The organism is Myxococcus sp. AM011, assembly GCF_013372595.1.
Classification (GTDB): domain Bacteria; phylum Myxococcota; class Myxococcia; order Myxococcales; family Myxococcaceae; genus Myxococcus; species Myxococcus eversor.
Genome location: NZ_JABXEM010000065.1, coordinates 1 through 18,076, shown reverse-complemented (window position 1 = coordinate 18,076; position 18,076 = coordinate 1). Strand labels below are relative to the sequence as shown.

The window sequence follows — 18,076 nt, the reverse complement described above, 5'->3', positions numbered from 1 at the left end:
GCATGCTCGAGAGGAGCGCTGTGACGAGGGGCAAGTGGATGTTGGCGACCGCTTTCGCGGTCGTCCTTGCGGGCGCCAGCAGCAATGGCGCCGAACTGAATACGCTTCGGGACCTGGATGTGTCCCGTACCGGCTCGGGCGCCCAGGTGGTGGTGACCGGAACCCGGCCCCCCACCTTCACCGTGTTCCGGCTGAGTGGTCCGGAGCGGTTGGTGGTGGACCTCTCGTCGGCTGACGCGACGGGTATCAAGGGCCACCACGACGGCTCTGGCCCCGTGGCCGGAGTCGTGGCGTCGCAGTTCTCGGATGAGCGCGCGAGCGTCGGCCGGGTGCTGCTGGCGCTGGACAAGGCGTCGCAGTACGACGTCCGGGCGGATGGAAACCGCGTGGTGATTTCGGTGGATGGCGCGATGCCCGCCGCCGAGGCCAAGCGTCCGGAGCCCGTTGTCGCTCCTGTCGCCACGGCTCCCGCCGCCCCGACGCCCGCACCGGTCGCCGAGGTCAAGCCCGCCGCGCCCGCCGCCGTCATGGTGTCGGAAGCGCCGGCGAAGCCCGCCGCTGAAAAGCCCGCGCTGCCAGAGAACGTCGTCGCCGCCGAGGCGGATGAGCGAGAGGTGGCTCAGCCAGCTCAACGCATCACCCAGTTGGCCTATTCCGACGACACGCTCCGCATCCGCGCGGACGGCGACATCGCCCGCTACGAGGTGCTGGAGCTGGCGGACCCGCCGCGGCTCGCCGTGGACCTGTATGGCGTGGGGCTCTCCGCCCGTGCGCCCCGCGTGAATGGCGCGACGTTGAGGGAAGTGCGCGTGGGTGCCCACTCGGACAAGGTCCGGCTGGTGCTCGACGTGCGCGGCAAGATGCCCGCCTACCGGGTGGACCGGGCCGACAAGGGCCTGGAAGTGGTGCTGGGGGGCGCGGTGGCCCGCAAGGCCGCGCCGTCGCCCGCGCCGCAAGAGGTCGTCGCATCGGTGGCTGAAGTGGAGCCCCTGCGCCCCGCGCCCGAGCCGGTGGAGGCGCCTGTCACGGCCTCGCTGGTGGAGGTCAAGGACCTGTCCTTCCAGGAGGGTGGGGCAGGTGGTCGCGTGGTGCTCAAGCTGTCTGGCACGGCCGCCTGGAAGGTGGACCGTCCCGACCCGCGCAGCGCGGTGCTGACGCTGGACAACGCCCGGCTGCCGAAGAAGCTGGAGCGCAGCCTGGACACCAGCGCGCTGGAGACGCCGGTGAAGATGATCAGTGCCTTCAGCGTCCCCGGTGAGGGCCGCAAGGTGCGCGTGGTCGTCGCCGCCGACGGAGCCATCGAGGAGAAGGTCAGCCAGAACGGCGGGACGCTCTCCTGGCGACTGGACGTGAAGGGCGTGAAGACGGACGAGGTCTCCGTGGCGCAGCGCACCGCCGGCTTCACCGCCGAGGCGCCCGCCTACGCCGCCGAGGGCGCGCCGCAGCAGGCCCGCTACCGTGGCAAGCGCGTCTCCTTCGAGTTCAAGGACATCGACATCCAGAACCTCCTGCGGGTCATCGCGGAGATCTCCAAGAAGAACGTGGTCGTCGCGGACGATGTCTCGGGTCGCGTCACCATCCGCCTGCGCAACGTTCCCTGGGACCAGGCGCTGGACCTCATCCTGCGCACCAAGCAGTTGGGCAAGGAGGAGTTCGGCAACATCATCCGCATCGCCCCGCTGAAGACGTTGGAGGAGGAGGCCCGGCTGCGTCAGGAGCGCAAGAAGTCGCTCCAGCAGCAGGAAGATCTCCTGGTCAACCTCATCCCGGTCAACTACGCGGTGGCGGGCGAGATGGCCGCGCGGGTGAAGGACGTGCTCAGCGAGCGCGGCAATGTCACGGTGGACACGCGCACCAACGTGCTCATCGTCAAGGACGTGCGCTCCAACACGGAGAAGGCCCGCGCGCTGGTGCGCAGCCTGGACACGCAGACCCCGCAGGTGCTCATCGAGAGCCGCATCGTGGAGGCGAGCACCGCCTTCAGCCGTCAGCTCGGCGTGCAGTGGGGTGGCCAGGCGCGCGCTTCCGCGGCGACGGGCAATCCCACGGGCCTCATCTTCCCGAACAACATCGGCGTCACGGGCGGCACGCCGGGAACGGCCGCGGGTCTCCCCGCCGCGCCGAACTTCGCGGTGAACCTGCCGGCGGCGGTGGCTGAGGGTGCCGGTGGCGCGCTCGGGTTCGTCTTCGGCTCCGCGGGTGGCGCGCTGCAGCTCAACCTGCGGCTGTCCGCGGCGGAGAACGAGGGCACGGTGAAGACCATCTCCGCGCCCCGCGTGACGACGCTGGACAACAACACCGCGCGAATCAGCCAGGGTGTGTCCATCCCGTTCAGCCAGACTTCGGCCGGTGGCGTGAACACGACCTTCGTGGAAGCCCGCCTGTCCCTGGAGGTGACGCCGCACATCACCCAGGACGGCAGCATCCTGATGTCCATCAACGCCTCCAACAACCAGCCGGACCAGTCCAACACGGGAGCGAATGGTCAGCCGTCCATCCAGCGCAAGGAAGCCAACACCCAGGTGCTGGTGAAGGATGGGGACACCACGGTCATCGGCGGCATCTACGTCCGCCGGGGTGCCACGACCACCAACGCCGTGCCCTTCCTCTCGAAGATTCCGGTGCTGGGCCTCCTGTTCAAGAACTACTCGGAGCGCGATGAGCGTCAGGAACTGCTCATCTTCATCACGCCCCGCATCCTCAACCGGCAGACCATCGCGCAGAGCCTGTAAGGCACCGCGCCTCTTCATGCAGGAGAGCGTTCGCTCATGAAGCCCATCTATCTCGCCGCGCTGCTGGCGTTCGGCACGGTCTCTTGTGTCGACAACATCCCGAAGCTCCAACTCCTCTGGGCCACGCCACCGGAAGAGGACTGCACGGTCCCCGAGGACCGGTCGTTGCTGAGCGGGTCGCTCAACATGGACCTGTCCACCAACTACAGCCTGGGGTTCGTCGTCGCCTCCAACCTGACTTCCACGCCCATCGTGGTGGGTGAGGGGCAGGTGGCGGACCCCGACTCAAACACCGTCTACCTGACGGAGCTTGACCTGAGCTACCGGACGGAGCCGGAACTCAACATCCCCAGCGTCACGCTGCCCATCTACACGGCCTTCCGGGCCAACGAAGATTCGACCGTGTTGATGGAGATTCTGACGCGCGACGCACAGAACGCGCTGTTGAGTGCCACCGCGGGTGGAGCCATCGTCGACGTGCTCGTCACCCTGCGGGTTCGTGGCCACACCATCACGGGGGGCTCGGTGGAGACGAACGAACTCTCCTACGCCATCGCCGTGACGACGGAAAACTTCGTCTGCCCCAAGCCGGGTGAGGTCCCCTCGGCCCGGATCGCGCAGTGTGACCAGCGCGGGCAGAACGGCGCCGTTCCGACCTGCGAAGCGCCTTGAACGGCGCGTCCACCCAGGAGCCCTGAGAGCCCATGTCCTTTCGCACGCACCTCGAGTCAGTGGTCAACCAGGTGGATGGAGCCCTCGCCTGTAGCGTGATGGGCTTCGATGGCATCTCCGTGGACACCTTCCAGCGCGAGGATACGAGCGAGCTGGATTTGAATGGTGCCTGGGTGGAATACGCCAACCTCCTCACGCAGCTGCGCAACGCCGCGGAGACGCTCAAGACGGGCGCGGTCAGTGAGGTCAGCGTCAACAGCGACAAGGTGTTGACGCTGATGCGGCTGGTGTCGCCGGAGTACTTCCTGGTGCTGGCGCTGCGCGCGGACGGCAACTACGGAAAGGGCCGTTATGTGCTGCGCGTGACGGCCCCCAAGGTGAGCGCGGAGCTGTAGCCTCGTCCGCTGTAAACCAGTCGTCCGGACGACGCGCCGCTCCGCCGGTTTCCCCTTCCCATGGAAGGGGGCATGGGCTAGACACCCCCGACTTTTCAAGCTTCCGTAATTTCGAGTCTGAAGGAGTCGGTCCCCATGGCCGGTGTCATCGATACGTCCGAGTTTCACAACAACATGAAGATCGAAATCGACGGCGAGCCGTTCGTCATCGTCGAGTTCCAGCACGTGAAGCCCGGCAAGGGGTCCGCCTTCGTCCGCACCAAGATTCGCAGCCTCACCACCGGTCGCGTCCTTCAGCCCACGCTGAAGTCCGGCGACAAGGTGGGCAAGCCGGACATCGAAGAGAAGGACATGCAGTACCTGTACGTCCAGGGTGACGACTACTACTTCATGGACAAGCGCGACTTCGAGCAGACCTTCATCAGCGAGAAGGCACTCGGCGACGCGAAGAACTTCCTGAAGGAGAACATCGACGCCACCATCCTGTTCTGGAACGGGAAGGCGATCGCCGTGACGCTCCCGAACTCGGTGGAACTCAAGGTCGTCAAGTGCGACCCGGGCGTGCGCGGCGACACCGTGTCTGGTGCGCTGAAGCCCGCCACGCTGGAGACCGGCTTCGAGGTCTACGTGCCCCTGTTCATCAACGAGGGCGACGTCCTGAAGATCGACACGCGCGACGGGGGCAAGTACCTGACCCGCGTGGCCACCGCGGGCTAGCGCAGACTCCGCTCGGAGGGACGCGAGAAATGGCAACGAAGCGCAAGTCGACCCGGGCGTCCGCGCCCACCAGCACGCCTTCGAGCGCGCGAGACGCGGGCAACACGTCCCTGGACGTGGATGCCCTGCGGGAAATCGTCAACATCCTGGAGGCCTCGGACGTGACGAGGCTGGTGTGGAAGCGCGGGGAAGAGAAGCTCTTCATCCGTCGTGGCCACGCCCCGGAGACGACCATCGTCCACCACTCGGCCCCCTCGGCCGTCCAGGTGGGCCCGGCCGTGGAGTATGCGGCTCCGTCGGCGCCCCGGCTGGCCCCGGCCGCCCCCGCTCCTACCGCCGCTGCCTCTGTCGCCGAGAAGGCACCGGAGAAGCCCGGCCACGTCGTGACGAGCCCCTTCGTCGGTACGTTCTACCGGACGCCGGCGCCGGATCAGCCCGCCTTCGTCGACGCGGGCTCGGTGGTGAAGAAGGGCCAGGTGCTCTGCATCATCGAAGCGATGAAGTTGATGAACGAAATCGAGTCCGAGGTGTCCGGCCGCGTGGCGGAGATCCTCGTGGAGAACGGTCGCCCGGTGGAGTTCGGCCAGGCGCTGTTCCGCATCGAGCCGGCTTGACGCGGCGCGCGCGCCTTCGCATCCAGCGGGGCGCGCGCCCGAGCCGGCCGTTTCAGGAGACACCCCCGTGTTCAAGAAGGTGCTGATTGCCAACCGCGGGGAGATTGCCCTGCGGGTCATCCGCGCCTGCCGGGAGCTGGGCATCGCCACGGTGGCGGTGCACTCCACGGCGGACGCCAACGCCCTGCATGTCCGCTTCGCCGATGAAGCGGTCTGCATTGGTCCTCCGGCGTCGAAGGAGAGCTACCTCAACGTCCCGCAGCTGCTCTCCGCGGCCGAAATCACCCGCGCGGACGCCATCCACCCCGGCTACGGCTTCCTCTCTGAGAACGCCGAGTTCGCCGAGGTGTGTGAGAACTGCAAGATCCGCTTCATCGGTCCGCGTCCGGAGATGCTGCGGATGATGGGCAACAAGGTCCGCGCGCGGCAGGCGGCGCGCGAGGCGGGCATGCCGCTGTTGCCCGGCAGTCCCGGCACGGTGAAGGACCCCCGCGAGGCGGAGGCGTTCGCCCGGGAGATTGGCTTCCCCGTCATCCTCAAGGCCGCGGCCGGTGGTGGTGGCAAGGGGATGAAGATCGTCCGCGAGCCGAGCGCGCTGGCCCAGGCGTTCTCCACCGCGCAGGCGGAGGCGGTGGCCTCCTTCGCCAACGGCGACCTCTACATCGAGCGGTACGTGGAGAAGCCGCGCCACATCGAAATCCAGATCGTCGCCGACGAGCACGGCAACGTCATCCACCTCAACGAGCGCGAGTGTTCGGTCCAGCGCCGACACCAGAAGCTCATCGAGGAGTGCCCGTCACCCGCGCTCACGCCGGAGTTGCGGCAGCGGATGGGTGAGGTGTCCGTCGAGGCGATGCGCAAGCTGCGCTACAACAACGTCGGCACCATCGAGTACCTGCTGGACGAGCGCGGCGAGTTCTACTTCATGGAGATGAACACGCGCATCCAGGTGGAGCACCCGGTGACGGAGCTCGTCATGGGCGTGGACCTGGTCCGTGAGCAGATCCGCATGGCCTACGGCCACCCGCTGCGCTTCAAGCAGGAAGACATCCAGATGCGCGGGCACGCCATCGAGTGTCGTGTCAACGCGGAGGACCCGATTACCTTCGCGCCGTGGCCCGGCAAGATTACCGGCTACAGCGTCCCGGGTGGCTACGGGGTGCGCGTGGACTCAGGCGCCTACGAGAACTACACGGTGCTGCCGTACTACGACAGCCTCCTGGCCAAGCTCATCGTCCATGCCGAGGATCGCGAGACGGCCATCCGCCGCATGCAGCGCGCGCTGGGCGAGTACGTCGTGGAAGGCATCCGCACGAACATCCCCTTCCACCGCGCGGCGCTGGCGGACGAGTCGTTCCAGGAAGGCAACTACGACACGCGCTTCGTGGAGCGGCTCCTGGCCAGCGAGACGGGTTCTCGCCGGCTGAAAAAAGCAGTTGAAGAGACGCCGTAGCACACGTCCGCCTACGTGGCGTTCCCGCCCGTGGGGCGGGCATGCGAGCAGGTGAGCTGGCCCCGGGGGGAGCCGGGCTGTTTCTTGACCCGCGTCGGAGGATTCCGTTAGCCTCCGACTCTCCCCCTTTTGAAGATAGAAACCCGCGAAGTTCCAAGGGGTTTCGGCTTTCCGGAAGCCCACGCTCGATGGACAAGAACAAGATCATCGAAGCCGCCGCGAAACTGGTCGCGAAGGGCGCGTACGACAAAGCCATCAAGGAGTACCAGAAGGTCCTGGAGGTTGACCCGAAAGACATCCGGGTCCTCCAGAAGATGGGCGAGCTGTACGTCAAGAAGAACGACAACGCCCAGGCGGCGCACTTCTTCACCAAGGTCGCCGAGAGCTACTCCTCCGACGGGTTCTTCCTCAAGGCCGTCGCGCTCTACAAGCAAGTCCTCAAGCTCAACCCGAACCTGCTGGAGGTGAACCTCAAGCTGGCGGAGCTTCACCAGCAGCTCGGGCTGATGTCCGAGGCGATGGCGTACTTCCAGATCGTCGCCAACCACTACGACAAGGCGGGCGACACCAAGTCGTCGCTCGATACCTTGAAGAAGATGGTGGATCTCGACCCCGAGAACGTGGCGTCGAAGATCAAACTCGCGGAGCTCTACGCCCGCGAGAACATGACGCGCGAAGCCATCCAGGAGTTCAAGCGCGCCGCCGAATACCTCAAGCGCAACAGCCGCGGCGAAGACTGGGCCCGCGTGGCCGAAAGACTGTCCACGCTCGAGCCGGACAACCTGCCGCTCGCGAAGGAACTGGCGTCTTCGTATCTGCAACGCGGTGACCAGAAGCGCGCGCTCGCGAAGCTGCAGGTGTGCTTCAAGGCGGATGGTCGCGACGTGGAGACGCTGTCTCTCCTGGCGCAGGCCTTCCAGGGCCTGGGGCAGACCTCGAAGACGGTGTCCGTCTACAAGGAGCTGGCGAAGATCCACCAGGAGCGCGGCCGGCAGACCGAGTCGGAGGCCGTCTGGACGCAGATTGAAGTGTTGGATCCGCAGGACCCGGATCTGCTCGCGCGCCGTGCTCCCGCGCCGCAACCCGCACCGGCGCCGCAGCCCGCACAGGCGCAGCAGCCCGCGCCTTCCGCGGCGCCCCAGCCCGCCGCTCGCGCCGCGCCCCAGGCCGCTCCGGCTCCCGTGGCGGCGCCGCCCGCGCAGCAGCCGGGGGGCCTGGCCCGCGAGCAGCTCTCCAAGCTGCTCACGGAGACCGACGTCTACGTGAAGTACGGGCTCCACGACAAAGCGCTGGAGCATCTGCGCAAGGTCTTCTCCGTGGACCCGGAGAACCTGGATGCGCACGAGAAGGCGTATCAAATCTACGTCGCCTCCGGGAACGCGGCGCAGGCATCCGAGCAGCTGCTGAACGTGCTGCGTCTGTGCACTCGCGCGGCGGACTCGACGCGCGCGCAGCCGTACCTGGCGACCATCCTCCAGCAGAACCCCTCCCACCCGGAGGTGCCGGCGTTCCTGTCGGTGCTGCGCGTGGAGGGCCCGGTGGCGGTGGCGCCGTCGGCCACGGTGGTGGAGTCGGTGGGCGAGGACGCCATCCTCGTGGACTCCAGCGACGACGAGGTGCTCGTCGCGCCGCCTCCCGAGGACGCGCTGCTGCACCCGCCCGGCGACGAGCTGGCGCTGGCCACGCTGCCCTCGAGCGACTCCGACGAGGTCATCGACGATGAGAGTGACGCCACCGTCGTCAGCGAGGAGGCGCTCGTCGGCGAGGCCATCACCTCGGGTGAGCACGACATCTTCGACACGCCCGCGCCGGAAGACCTGGCCTCGGACTCCGCGGACGAGACGCTGGTCTCCGGAGACGACGACGGGCTGATGCTGACGGACGAGCCCGGCCTCGCGTCCTCGGAGGACGAGCCCCTCGTCGAGTCGGCGGACCTGGATGCGTCGTACGCCAGCGACGAGGGCATGTCGCTGGGGGACTCGGAGGACGAGGCCACGTCGATGGCGGCGCTGTCGCTCGGAGACGAGGACGAGCCGCCTCCGACGATGGTGCGCGCCCCCACGCGGGCCCTGCTCCAGGAGGCCGCGCCGAACACGCGCAAGCAGCCGGTGTACGTGGAAGAGGCCCCGCTGGACGTGGATGAGATGCCCACGCGCGTGGGCATCGCTCCGCTGGATGCCTCCATGCTCGACGAGCTGGAGGAGGCACCGGGCTCGGACATGCCCTCGTTGGGGGATCCGTTCGAGGAGGAGGAGCCCACCGCCTCGCATGCCATCGTGTCGCTGGACGACATGCCGGAGGAGGACCCGGAGACCGATTTCGGCTCGGAGCCTCAGGACGAGGCCGACTTCCAGTCGGTGGAGGAGCCGCAAGCCGAGGCCGACTTCGGCTCGGAGCCTCAGGACGAGACCGACTTCCAGTCCGTGGAGGAGCCCGAGGAGGCCTCCGCCGAGCTGGTCGCCGACGGCGCCACCGAGGGTGACGAGGAAGAGCCCGCGGCCGAGGAGTGTGACGAGGCCGCCTTCTTCCTGGACCAGGGCCTGCTGGAAGAGGCTCGCGAAATCCTGGAGACGGTGACCATCGCCTTCCCGGGCCACGCGCGCGCCACCGAGATGATGGAGCGGCTGGAGGCGATGGAGGCCAGCGGTGGGGCGGCGCCCGAAGAGGAGCCGCTGGAGCCCATCTCCGTGCCTTCCGTGCAGCCGGTGACGGATGCGGGCGCGGAGCGCGACGCGTTCGACCTGGCGGCGGAGCTGGCCGGCGAAATCGACAACCTGGGTGACGACACCGTCGCCCCGGCGCCCGCGGAAGAGGACTTCCAGTACTCGGTGGAGGAGGTGTTCTCCGAGTTCAAGAAGGGCCTGGCCAAGGTGGTGAAGCCCGAGGACGTGGACACCCACTACGACCTGGGCATCGCCTACAAGGAGATGGGCCTCTTGGACGACGCGCTCCACGAGTTCGAGGTGGCCCGGCAGGGCTCCGCGGGCACCAAGCGCGAGGTGGACTGCCTCACGATGATGGGCATGCTGCACCTGCTGCGTGGCGACGGAGGCTCCGCGGTGGAGACCTTCCGTGAAGGGCTCGCGAGCCCGTATGCGACGGGTGAGGCGGCCAAGGCGCTCGGCTTCGAGCTGGCGCTGGCCTACGAGGCCAATGGCGAGCCCGGCAAGGCGCTCTTCCACTACCAGCGAGTGGCGGCGATGGATGCGAAGTACCGCGACGTGGGCACGCAGGTGTCCCGCCTCGCGGCGAGTACGGAGCCGGAAGACGACCCCCTGCCGACCCCGGCACCCACCGCGGTGAATGGCGCCAGGTCTCATGGCGCAGCACCCGCCGCGGCGGTGGCGAATCCCCCTGTGCCAGCGGCCGGCGCCCCCAAGGCGCGCAAGGTCGGTTACGTGTAGTTGCCCCCGAGGTCCGGCGAGCCCATGACGACCTACCTCGATTTCTTCGACCTCACGCAGGAGCCCTTCTCCAACGCTCCGGTGAGCCGCTTCTATTACAACTCCGCGCAGCACTCGCAGGCGCTCACCCGACTGATGCACGCGGTGAGCTACATGAAGGGCCTGTCCATCCTCGTCGGCGACATCGGCGCGGGGAAGACGACGCTGGCCCGCCGCATGCTCGACTCGCTGCCCGAGTCCGAGTACGAGGCCGCGCTGCTGGTCATCATCCACTCGGGCATCACCGCCAACTGGCTCCTGCGGCGCATCGCCCTGCAACTGGGCGTGGAGAACCCCGCGCAGGAGAAGCTCGCGCTCCTGTCGCAGCTCTACCAGCGGCTCCTGCAAATCTACGAGTCCGGCAAGAAGGCCGTCGTCCTCATCGATGAGGCGCAGATGCTGGAGACGCGGGAGTTGATGGAGGAGTTCCGCGGCCTGCTCAACCTGGAAGTGCCGGAGCGCAAGCTCATCTCCTTCGTGTTCTTCGGCCTGCCCGAGATTGAGAAGAACCTGAAGCTGGACCCGCCGCTCGCCCAGCGCGTGGCCATGCGCTACAAGCTGGAGCCCTTCACCGCCGAGTCCACCGAGGCCTACATCAAGCACCGCCTCCGGCTCGCGGGCTGCCCCCGCATGCCGTTCTCTCCGGAGGCCCTGCTGGCGGTGCATGAGCACTCGTCCGGCTCGCCGCGTGTCATCAACACGCTGTGCGACAACGCGCTCTTCGAGGCCTTCCTCGCGCGCGCGGAGACCGTCTCCGCGGAGCTGGTGCATCGCATCGGAAAGAACCTGGGACTCCAGGGCATCAACGCGGCTGCTCCCGGAGCGAGCGAGCGAGCGAGCACCGCCCCTGCGACGAACCTGCCCCGAGCGTCGAACAACAAGCTCGACCTGGCGGAGATAGACCGCTACCTCGAAGGGCTGGGTAAGCTCTAGGGGCTTTGGCGACACAGAGCCGCAACGGTGCGCTTCGAGCGCTGCTGCTCGTGCTCCTCGTTCTATCGGGGAGTGTGCTCGCGTTGCGCATGCCCCAGACGTGGGAAGTGGCCTGCACCGTCGCGCGGCGGCACCTGCCTGACGTGCTCGGGCTGGACGTGGGCATTGGCCGCTGTGAGTTGGATCCGCTGGGCTCGCGCGTGGTGGTGCACGGCTTCTCGCTCTTCCTGCCGGGCGAGGACACGCCCCTGGTGGCGGCGGACACCGCGGAGGTGCAGTTCGGCTTCCTGCGCCCCTTCTCCGGCCGGCTGACGCTCGCGCTGGTGCGCGCCGAGCGGCCCCGCGTGACGCTGGACTTGTCCCAGCCCTCGACGGAGCCGGCGAAGAAGTCCGAGGGCTGCTTCCTGGATCCGCTCGAGCGGGTGCGGATTGCTCACCTGGACATCACCGGCGCGGAGCTGCGCCTGGCACTGCCCGAGGGCCGGCGCGTCGAAGTCGCCGACCTGGACGTGCGCTGGACGGAGCGCTGGGGCGTCATCGAGCTGGACGCGGAGGCGCGTCGGGGACTCGTGCGGCTGGGCCCGGACGGCAAGGAGCTGGCGCTGCAGCGGTTGGCCTTCGCCGGCGCCGTGGACCCCGACGAGGCGCTGCTGGAGCTGGAGCGCGCGGAAGTGTCCCTGGATGACATCAGCACCACGGTGTCGGGACGGGTGGACTCGCTGTGCGAGCCGCACCTGGCGCTGGACGCGCAGGTCTTCCTCCCGCTGCGCACGCTGTCCCAGGCGAAGCTGTTGCCGAAGCCCGCGACGGGGCACCTGTGGAGCCGCGTGTCCATCGCCGGCAAGGCGGAGTCTCCCGCGATTTCGCTGGAGCTGTCGGGCAACGGGCTGGGCTACGACAGGTACGGCCCGGCCAACATCTCCGCGCGCCTGTCGTATTCGGGAGACGAGCTTCGGGTGGAGGAGGTGGTGGTGCCAGTGGGAGCCGGCCGGGTGCGCGCCACCGGCAAGCTGGGGCTGACGCCGCTGTTCCCCCTGGAACTCACGCTCAAGACGGAGGACGCGTCGCTGGCGCGCATCCTGGACAAGGCGGGCATCAAGGGCGCGTGGGTGGACTTCCCAGCCACGCTCGACGCGCAGCTCACGGGCAACCTGTTGCCGCGCTTCTCGCTGTCAGGTCCGTTGGACCTGCGCATCGGCCGCTTCACGCTGGCCACGCGGGCGTATGACGCGCCGTCGTCCGACGGCATCACCATCCTGGAGTTCGACAAGGGACGCGCGCAGGCGCAGGTGAAGATTCAAGCGGACCGGGTGTCGTTCAACCACGTCTCCGCGGACGTGGGCCGCTCGCACGTCCAGGGCGACGTGGGGTTGCTCATCGGCAACGGACTGGGGCTGGACATCCACGGCAAGGGAGAGCTGGAGCTCGCGGACTTCGGCCACATCGCGGGGCTGAAGTGGGCGGGGCGGGGCAACGCCACGTACTCGATTACGGGGCCCGTGTCGGAGGTGAAGGTGGAGTCCGGACTGTCGTTCCGCGACTTCGTTTTCTGGAGCTTCTCGATGGGCGTGCTGCAAGGGAAGCTGAACTACTCCGATGGGGTGCTCGCCTTCCCGTCGTTCACCGGCCAGAAGGGGCGCACGCAGTATTACGGCAAGGCCGCCGTGGGCTTCGGGCGGGTGCTCAACCTGAAGCTCGAGGTGAATGTCCCCCAGGGACGCACCGAGGACCTGATCGACGTGGTGGCGGGCCTGACGCCGTCGCTGGCGGTGATGCAGGGCACGCTGGGCGGCACGGCCTCCGGCCGCGTGGAGATAGACAGCCCCATCGAGCGGCTGGAGGGACTGGTGGCCTTCGACGTGAAGGACACCACGTACTACGGCCGTCGCATGGGGGATGGCTCGGCGCGGCTGCGCTTCGTGGATGGCAAGGCGATGGTGCTGGAGCGCACGGAGCTGCGCGGTCCGCTGGGGCGCACGTGGGCGGAGGGCACGCTCCTGTTCGCCGGCGGGCTGGACTACCGCTTCGGCGGAGATGGGCTGTCGCTGGCGGAGACGGTGGAGCCGGAGCTGGCGCGGCGCATGGGCATCCAGGGGACGATGGTGATGGATGGCGTCGTGTCCGGCACGTCCGACCTGCCCGTCGTCGACGTCACGCTGCGCGCCCCGCGCGTGACGTTCGCCGACCGCAACCTGGGCGCGATGGACCTCACCGGGCGACTGGTGGGCAAGGACCTCGAGGTCTGGGGACGGCCCTTCCAGGACGCCAACGGGCGCGTGAAGCTCAAGGTGCAGGACGCGTGGCCCTACGACGCGTCACTGACGCTGGCCCTGCCCGAGATTCGTCCGCTGCTTCCCTCGGAGCCGCTGTGGGCCGGCGTGTCGGGCGCGGTGTCCGGTTCGCTCACCGCCAAGGGGCCGCTGATGGAACCCGAGGCGGCCCACTTGAGCGCGACGGTGGACAAGCTGGTGCTGTCCCGCGGCGATGTGCGCGGCGAGAACACGGCGCCCATCTCCCTCTCCTACGGAAAGGGTCGGGTGGAGGTGCAGCCGTTCCGCTTCCTCGGGCCCTACGTCGACCTGAACCTGGGCGGGTGGATGACCACGCGCGGCGGCATCGCCTTCACCCTGCGCGGCGGTGGAGACCTGCGCCTGCTGGAGTCGCTCATGCCGGCCATGGTGGAGCGCTCCACGGGCCGCGTCACGGTGGACGCGGAGGCCACGGGCACGCTGGACGCGCCGTCCGTGGTGGGCAGCGCGGAGCTGTTGGACATGCGCCTCGCCATGAGGGATTTGCCCGTCAACATCCGAGGCATGTCCGGGCGCGTGGAGCTGACGGGGCAGCGGGTGCTGCTGGAGCACCTCCAGGGGCTGCTCAACGAGGGGCGCATCTCCGCGCGCGGAGACGTGCGGCTCGCGCGCTTCCTGCCGCAGCGGCTGGGCCTCACGGTGCAGCTCGACGAGGTGCCCTACCGACTGACGGAAGACCTGCCGGCGACGTTCTCCGGCTTGCTCCAGGTGGTGGGACCGCCCCGGGGTTTCACCGTCACTGGAGGCATGGACATCGTCAAGATGCGCTACCAGAAGGCGCTGGACGTGGAGTCCCTGCTCAAGTCCATGCAGAAGCGCGCCAACGCGGCGTCCTCGTCGGCGAACGCCGTCACGGGCGAGCAGCAGAAGCCCTGGGTCATCTGGGATGTGAACGTCCACTTCGGGGATGTGCGCGTGGACAACAACCTGGCCAAGGCGCGGATGCTGGGCGACGTGCGGTTGACGGGGACGGACCTGCGGCCGGGCCTGCTCGGCCGGGTGGAGCTGGCGGAGGGCAGCCAGGCGTTCTTCCGCAACAACCCCTTCACCATCAGTCAGGGTCAGCTCGAGTTCCAGGACGCCACCAGCCTGGAGCCCGTCTTCGAGGTCCAGGCCCAGACGCAGGTGCGCGAGTACGTGGTGAAGCTCCACGCCTTCGGCAAGCCCACGGACCCCCAGGTCCTCCTGTCCTCGGAGCCGGCGCTGGTGGAAGGCGACATCGTCTCCCTGCTGACGCTGGGCTTCACCTCGTCGGACCAGGAGACAGCGGCGAGCGCGGGCGCCGGGCTGGCGGCCGAGGCCCTCTTCAACGTGTCGGGGTTGGATCGGCAGGTCCAGCGGTTCCTCCCCAGCAATCCGGTGCTGCGGGATTTGTCCCTCCAGATTTCCACGACCTACAACGACGCCACACGTCAAGCGGAGCCCACCGCGCAACTGGAGTCGAAGTTCCTCAGCGAGCAGCTTAAAATCGGTATGACTCAACCGGTGAGTGGGCGAGGAACGCGGGCGCGTGCCGAGTACCGCTTCGACGACAGACTTTCCGCGCAGGCCCAGTGGGACAACGAGAACAGCGAAGCCTCGTTTGGCAACCTCGGGCTCGAGCTGAAGCTGAGCTGGGAGGTCGAGTAGCCCGCGCCGCCATGGCGCTGGTGCTGTGGCTCTGCGTCCTGTGCGCGGGGCCGGCGCGAGCCCAGCTTCGCGAGGTCGACGTCCCCGGCCCCGAAGTGGTGGCCGTGGAGCTGCACCTCCAGGGCGGCGGTGACGCGGAGGGACTCAGCGGACTGGTGGCGGTGCGCAAGGGCCAGGCGTTGACGCCGGGGAACGTGCGCCGTTCGGTGGAGCGGCTGTGGGCGACGGGGCGCTTCGCGGACGTGGTGGCGAGCGCGGAGGACGTGCCCGGTGGAGTGAAGCTGGTGTTCCAGCTCACACCCGTGTCACGGCTGGCCCGGCTGCGCTTCGACGGCAATGGGGTGCTGTCGGACGCGGAGCTGCTGGATGCCAGTGGCCTGCTGGAGGGTGGGCCCCTCGACGGCGAGGAGCTGGAGGGCGCGGTGTCCTCCGTGCTGCAGGCGTACCAGCGCAAGGGCTACGACTCGGTGAAGGTGACGGCGCGGCAGGAGCCGGTGACGGATGGCGTGGCGGTGTTGCTCCTCATCGCCGAGGGCCAGCCGACGCTCGTGCGCCAGGTGAGCTTCTCGGGAAGCCCGGGCCTGCCGTTGCCGCGTCTGTTGAGCGTGCTGGCGATGCAGCCGGGCGAGGTGTTCGACAGGGCGCGCCTGGATGCGGGGTTGGACCAGCTGCGCATGTTGCTGCGGCAGGAGGGCCATTGGCGGGCGCAGGTGGGCACGCCCTCGGTGCTGGTGGAGGGGAGCTCCGCGTCGGTGGCGGTGCCGCTGTCGGCGGGGCCGCGGTACTCGCTGCGCTTCCATGGCAACCACCGCTTCTCCGCGGAGATTCTGGAGGACGTGCTGGCGCATGACGCGGCGGAGCCGCTCGACGAGGTGGTGGCCGGACGGCTGGCGCGGCGGGTGGAGTCCTTCTATCGCCACCGTGGCTTCCACGACGCGAAGGTGCGCTCGCGCGAGGTGATTCGCCCGGATGGCGAGGTGGCCGCGCTGGCCTTCGACGTGGACGAGGGCCAGCCCCTGCGCGTCGAAGAGGTCCGCTTCCATGGGAACGCCTCGTTGGGCTCGGGGACGCTGCGGGAGTTCCTCGCGGAGCGCATTCGCGCGGGCGAGCTCCAGCCGGAGCTGGACTTGCGGCTCCAGGACGACCCGCTGGACGCGGAGGGGCGCCATGGCCGTCGCGCCACGGCGCTGGAGCCCGTACCGGACCCGTCCACGGTGTACGTGGAAGAGGCGTGGCTGGATGCGACGGAGGAGATGAACGAGGCGTACCGCGAGCGGGGCTTCCTGTCCTCGTCCGTGGTGTTCCGCGGGCTGTCGGTGGATGCGCGGACGCGCACGGCGGTGGCGGACTTCGACGTGGAGGAGGGCCCGCAGGCGCGCGTGGTGGACGTTCGCTACGAGGGGCTGCCGGAGGGCACGGCGCCGCTCACGACGAGGGCGGGGTTGGGGGTGCACAAGGGCCTGCCGCTGAGCTTCGAGGCGGTGGAGGCGGCGCGCCTGGTCCTGGAGCGCGGGCTGGGGCAGCAGGGCTATCTCTTCGCTCGTGTCACCACGGAGTCGTCCGTCGGAGAAGATGGACGGGCCGCGACGGTGGTGTTCCGCGCGGATGCGGGGCCCCAGGTGAAGGTGGGCAAGGTGCTGGTGCAGGGGCTGACCCGCACGGACCCGGACCTCATCATGGCCAACCTCGACTTGGAGGAGGGGAAGCCGCTCTCGCTGGATGCGCTGACGGAGGGCCAGCGGCGTCTGGCCCGGTTGGGGCTGTTCCGGCAGGTGGATGTCTCGCTCGCGGACCCGACCCGACGCGAGCCATCCAAGGACGTGGTGGTGACGGTGCACGAGCGGGCACGCCTGGATGGGCAGGTGTCCGGCGGCTACTTCCTCGTCGACGGTCCGCGCATCACCCTGGACACGACGTATCGCAACCTGGATGGGCTGGGGTTGAACCTGCTGGCGCGCGGGAAGGTGAACTACGCGGGCTGGAGCGCGGAGGCGCTGTCCGCGGACCGGCGCATCGCCTGTGAGCAGTCCGGAGGCGCGGCGTCCGCGGGTTGCGACGTGGAGCTCCAGGGGCTGGCGGGCCTGGGCGGCCGTGGCAACCTCGCGCTGTCGCAGCCGCGCCTGTACTTCCTCTTGCCCTTCGAAGTGGGCGCGCGTCTGGACCTGATTGCCGAGCGGGTGCATCGGCCCTCGTATGTGTCCTCGCGATTCGCGGCGGCCGCGGCGCTCGACTGGGCGGTGGCGTCCTGGTTCAACGTCTCGCTGTCGTACGAAGTGGAGAACAACCGGCTGCGCTCGCGCGCGGGCGTGCTGGAGTTGCTCAACCGCGCCGACCAGGAGCGGCTGCGCTATCCCTACGGCGACTTCGCGCTGCACTCGCTGCGGCCGTCCATCACCCTCGACTTCCGGGATGACCCGACGAACCCCCGGCGTGGGTTGGTGCTCATCAGCAGCGCGGAGCTCACGAAGGGCATCAGTGTGAATCCCACGGACGTGGCGGGCAATGCCGTGGCGGCGTTCCCCATCAACGGCGTGAAGCTGTCGAGCAACCTGAGCGGCTACATCCCCCTGGGCCGACGGGCGAGCCTGGCGCTGTCGGCGCGCGCGGGGACCATCGTCCCGCTGGAGACGGGCGCGCAGACCATCGGCTCGAAGCTGTTCTACCTGGGTGGCTCGTCGAGCCTGCGAGGCTTCCGCGAGGACGGCGTGCTGCCGGAAGACGTGCGCGAGGCACTGCATCAGCGACTGCGGGACTGCCGCTCGCTCATCAGCCCGTCGGGATGTTCGGGAGAGCTGAAGGCGGTGCTCGCGGGGCAGGTGCCGGGGAGCCAGGGCGGAGAGCTCTTCACGCTGGGCAAGGTGGAGCTGCGGGTGCCGGCGCTCACGTCGGTGGACCTGGGGTTGTTCCTCGAGGCGGGCAACCTGTGGTTGGACCGGACGCGGCTGGATTTGGAGCGGCTGCGGTACGCGGCGGGCATCGGCTTCCGGTATGTGACGCCCGTGGGTCCGCTGGCCTTCGACGTGGGCTTCAATCTGGATCCGGACGAGGAAGTGAACGAGGCGCGGACGCAGTTCCACTTCAGCATCGGTACGTTCTGAGGAGGCGGGATGCGCACGTCGTCCAGATGGCTCGTGGCGCTGGTGGTGGCGGTGGGCGGGGTCTGTCTCTTATACACATCT

The 18,076-nt window shown here is 68.6% G+C and carries 10 protein-coding genes; all 10 read left to right on the top strand.

Translation table 11 applies throughout. From position 1 onward, the window contains the following. Positions 1-2 precede the first annotated feature (2 nt). The 10 genes from pilQ to HUW62_RS15810 all read left to right on the top strand — a co-directional run bounded on the left by pilQ (position 3) and on the right by HUW62_RS15810 (position 17,995). Positions 3-2,732: a type IV pilus secretin PilQ gene (pilQ, locus tag HUW62_RS15855; protein WP_176434941.1), complete on the top strand. Its 2,730-nt coding sequence runs from the start codon at positions 3-5 to the stop codon at positions 2,730-2,732. A 36-nt stretch (positions 2,733-2,768) separates the two neighbouring features. Continuing rightward, entirely contained in the window at positions 2,769-3,404 is a 636-nt protein-coding gene (locus HUW62_RS15850; RefSeq protein WP_176434940.1) for a hypothetical protein, read from the top strand. Between the two features lie 32 nt (positions 3,405-3,436). Continuing rightward, entirely contained in the window at positions 3,437-3,799 is a 363-nt protein-coding gene (locus HUW62_RS15845) for a hypothetical protein (protein ID WP_163865369.1), read from the top strand. Positions 3,800-3,934: 135 nt separating this feature from the next. Further along, a complete protein-coding gene (efp, locus tag HUW62_RS15840) occupies positions 3,935-4,516 on the top strand; it encodes an elongation factor P (RefSeq protein ID WP_163865368.1) in 582 nt (193 codons plus the stop codon). Positions 4,517-4,545: 29 nt separating this feature from the next. Next, entirely contained in the window at positions 4,546-5,130 is a 585-nt protein-coding gene (gene accB, locus HUW62_RS15835) for an acetyl-CoA carboxylase biotin carboxyl carrier protein (protein ID WP_163865367.1), read from the top strand. Between the two features lie 67 nt (positions 5,131-5,197). After that, positions 5,198-6,583, top strand: a complete 1,386-nt coding sequence (gene accC, locus HUW62_RS15830; RefSeq protein ID WP_163865366.1) for an acetyl-CoA carboxylase biotin carboxylase subunit — start codon at positions 5,198-5,200, stop codon at positions 6,581-6,583. Positions 6,584-6,771: 188 nt separating this feature from the next. Beyond that, positions 6,772-9,987 carry a tetratricopeptide repeat protein gene (locus HUW62_RS15825; RefSeq protein WP_176434939.1) on the top strand — a complete coding sequence of 1,072 codons (3,216 nt, stop codon included), beginning with the start codon at positions 6,772-6,774 and terminating at the stop codon, positions 9,985-9,987. Between the two features lie 24 nt (positions 9,988-10,011). Beyond that, positions 10,012-10,959, top strand: a complete 948-nt coding sequence (locus HUW62_RS15820) for an ExeA family protein (protein WP_163865364.1) — start codon at positions 10,012-10,014, stop codon at positions 10,957-10,959. 5 nt (positions 10,960-10,964) lie between these two features. Next, positions 10,965-14,897 (top strand): translocation/assembly module TamB domain-containing protein, encoded by a 3,933-nt coding sequence (locus HUW62_RS15815; RefSeq protein ID WP_176434938.1) that lies wholly within the window; start codon positions 10,965-10,967, stop codon positions 14,895-14,897. Positions 14,898-14,908: 11 nt separating this feature from the next. Further along, the gene (locus tag HUW62_RS15810) at positions 14,909-17,995 is read left to right on the top strand and encodes a POTRA domain-containing protein (protein ID WP_176434937.1); all 3,087 of its coding nucleotides are present in this window, start codon (positions 14,909-14,911) and stop codon (positions 17,993-17,995) included. Positions 17,996-18,076 lie beyond the last annotated feature (81 nt).

What these genes read in the sequence shown, in the direction of transcription:
- pilQ (WP_176434941.1), top strand. Translation starts at nt 3, where the DNA reads ATGCTCGAGAGGAGCGCTGTGACGAGGGGCAAGTGGATGTTGGCGACC.
- HUW62_RS15850 (WP_176434940.1), top strand. Translation starts at nt 2,769, where the DNA reads ATGAAGCCCATCTATCTCGCCGCGCTGCTGGCGTTCGGCACGGTCTCT.
- HUW62_RS15845 (WP_163865369.1), top strand. Translation starts at nt 3,437, where the DNA reads ATGTCCTTTCGCACGCACCTCGAGTCAGTGGTCAACCAGGTGGATGGA.
- efp (WP_163865368.1), top strand. Translation starts at nt 3,935, where the DNA reads ATGGCCGGTGTCATCGATACGTCCGAGTTTCACAACAACATGAAGATC.
- accB (WP_163865367.1), top strand. Translation starts at nt 4,546, where the DNA reads ATGGCAACGAAGCGCAAGTCGACCCGGGCGTCCGCGCCCACCAGCACG.
- HUW62_RS15825 (WP_176434939.1), top strand. Translation starts at nt 6,772, where the DNA reads ATGGACAAGAACAAGATCATCGAAGCCGCCGCGAAACTGGTCGCGAAG.
- HUW62_RS15820 (WP_163865364.1), top strand. Translation starts at nt 10,012, where the DNA reads ATGACGACCTACCTCGATTTCTTCGACCTCACGCAGGAGCCCTTCTCC.
- HUW62_RS15810 (WP_176434937.1), top strand. Translation starts at nt 14,909, where the DNA reads ATGGCGCTGGTGCTGTGGCTCTGCGTCCTGTGCGCGGGGCCGGCGCGA.